Below are 1,687 nucleotides of genomic sequence, written 5' to 3' on the forward strand. Positions count from 1 at the left end.
GGAAAGTGATGTGCCTGACCGGTGTCGATTACTTCTCCACTCTCGGCTACCAACCCGGTATCGCGGCACTGGCGGCCGGCACGTTGGCTCCCATCGCGACAGTCGTATTGATCCTGCTGACGCTGTTCGGTGCGCTCCCGGTCTACCGGCGAGTGGCCCGCGAGAGTCCGCACGGCGAGGGCTCGATCGCCATGCTCGAGAAGCTGCTCCCCAAGTGGCGCGGCAAGATCTTCGTTCTCGTGCTTCTCGGCTTCGCGGCCACCGATTTCCTCATCACTATGACGCTCTCGGCTGCCGATGCCACGGCGCACCTCGTCGAGAACCCTTTTGCTCCAACCTTTCTCTCCGGACACACCGTCGCTGTCACCCTGGTTTTGCTTGCGCTCCTCGCTGCGGTATTCCTCCGCGGCTTCACCGAAGCGATCGGCATCGCGGTCGGATTGGTCGCCGTCTACCTCGCCTTGAACGTGGTGGTCATCTCCGTAGGTCTGTGGCACATCGCGACCGCGCCGTCGTTGGTCACCGACTGGACGCGCGCCATGACCACCGAGCACGGAAATCCGGCGATGATGATCCTGATAGCGCTGATCGTCTTCCCGAAGTTGGCGCTCGGCCTGTCCGGCTTCGAAACCGGGGTCGCGGTCATGCCGCAGATCAAGGGCGAGCCGCACGACACCGAACAGAATCCACGCGGACGCATCAAAGGCGCACGGCGCCTGCTCACCACGGCGGCACTGATCATGAGTGGATTCCTGCTGACGTCGAGCCTGGTCACCACCATCCTGATCCCGGAGAACGAGTTCCAGCCCGGAGGCGCTGCCAACGGCCGCGCGCTTGCCTTCCTCGCGCACGACTATCTGGGTGAGATCTTCGGAACCGTCTACGATCTCAGCACGATCCTGATCCTCTGGTTTGCCGGTGCGTCGGCAATGGCAGGGTTGCTCAATCTTGTTCCGAGGTATCTGCCCCGCTACGGCATGGCGCCGTCATGGGCCCGCGCCGTGCGTCCGCTGGTCCTCGTATTCAGCGTCATCGCCATCACCGTCACGATCTACTTCGACGCCGGTGTCGACGCTCAGAGTTCCGCGTACGCAACCGGTGTCCTCGTGCTCATCTCGTCGGCGACCGTCGCCGTTGCCCTGTCCGCCCGCAAGCACGGTCAGCGAAAACTGTTCGTAGGGTTCAGTTTTGTCGCAGTTTTGTTCGTCTACACGACGATCGCGAACATCTTCGAACGTCCAGACGGTGTGAAAGTGGCGTCGTTTTTCATCGCCGCGATCATGGTGGTGTCCTTCCTTTCCCGGATCTCGCGAGCCTTCGAACTACGGGCAACCTCTGTCGAATTCGACGAGACGGCGCTGCAATTCATCGCCGAGGCAGCCGAGAAGGGTTACCTCGCGATGGTGGCGCACGACGTCGACCGTCTCGACGAGGACGAGTATCGGCAGAAGGAATCGCAGCAGCGCGCCGAAAGCAACATCCCGGAGGCGGAGTCGATCATCTTCATCGAAGTCAACGTCACAGACTCCTCCGAATTCAGCACCGACCTCCTCGTCCACGGCCGACAGCGCGGTGAGCACCGGATTCTGTGGGTCGACAGCCCGGCCGTCCCCAACACCATTGCGGCGGTTCTCCTGCGGACAAGGGACATCACCGGCGTGATTCCCGACGTCTACTTCGAGTGGAC

Annotated in this window: 1 protein-coding gene; it reads left to right on the top strand. The window is 62.2% G+C overall.

Translation table 11 applies throughout. The annotated features are described in order from the left end of the window. The coding region (locus tag ABT116_RS44600; RefSeq protein WP_351646642.1) for an amino acid permease at positions 1-1,687 on the top strand (1,687 nt) is incomplete at both ends.

The organism is Streptomyces sp. NPDC002130, assembly GCF_040296465.1.
In the GTDB taxonomy this organism is placed as follows: domain Bacteria; phylum Actinomycetota; class Actinomycetes; order Streptomycetales; family Streptomycetaceae; genus Streptomyces.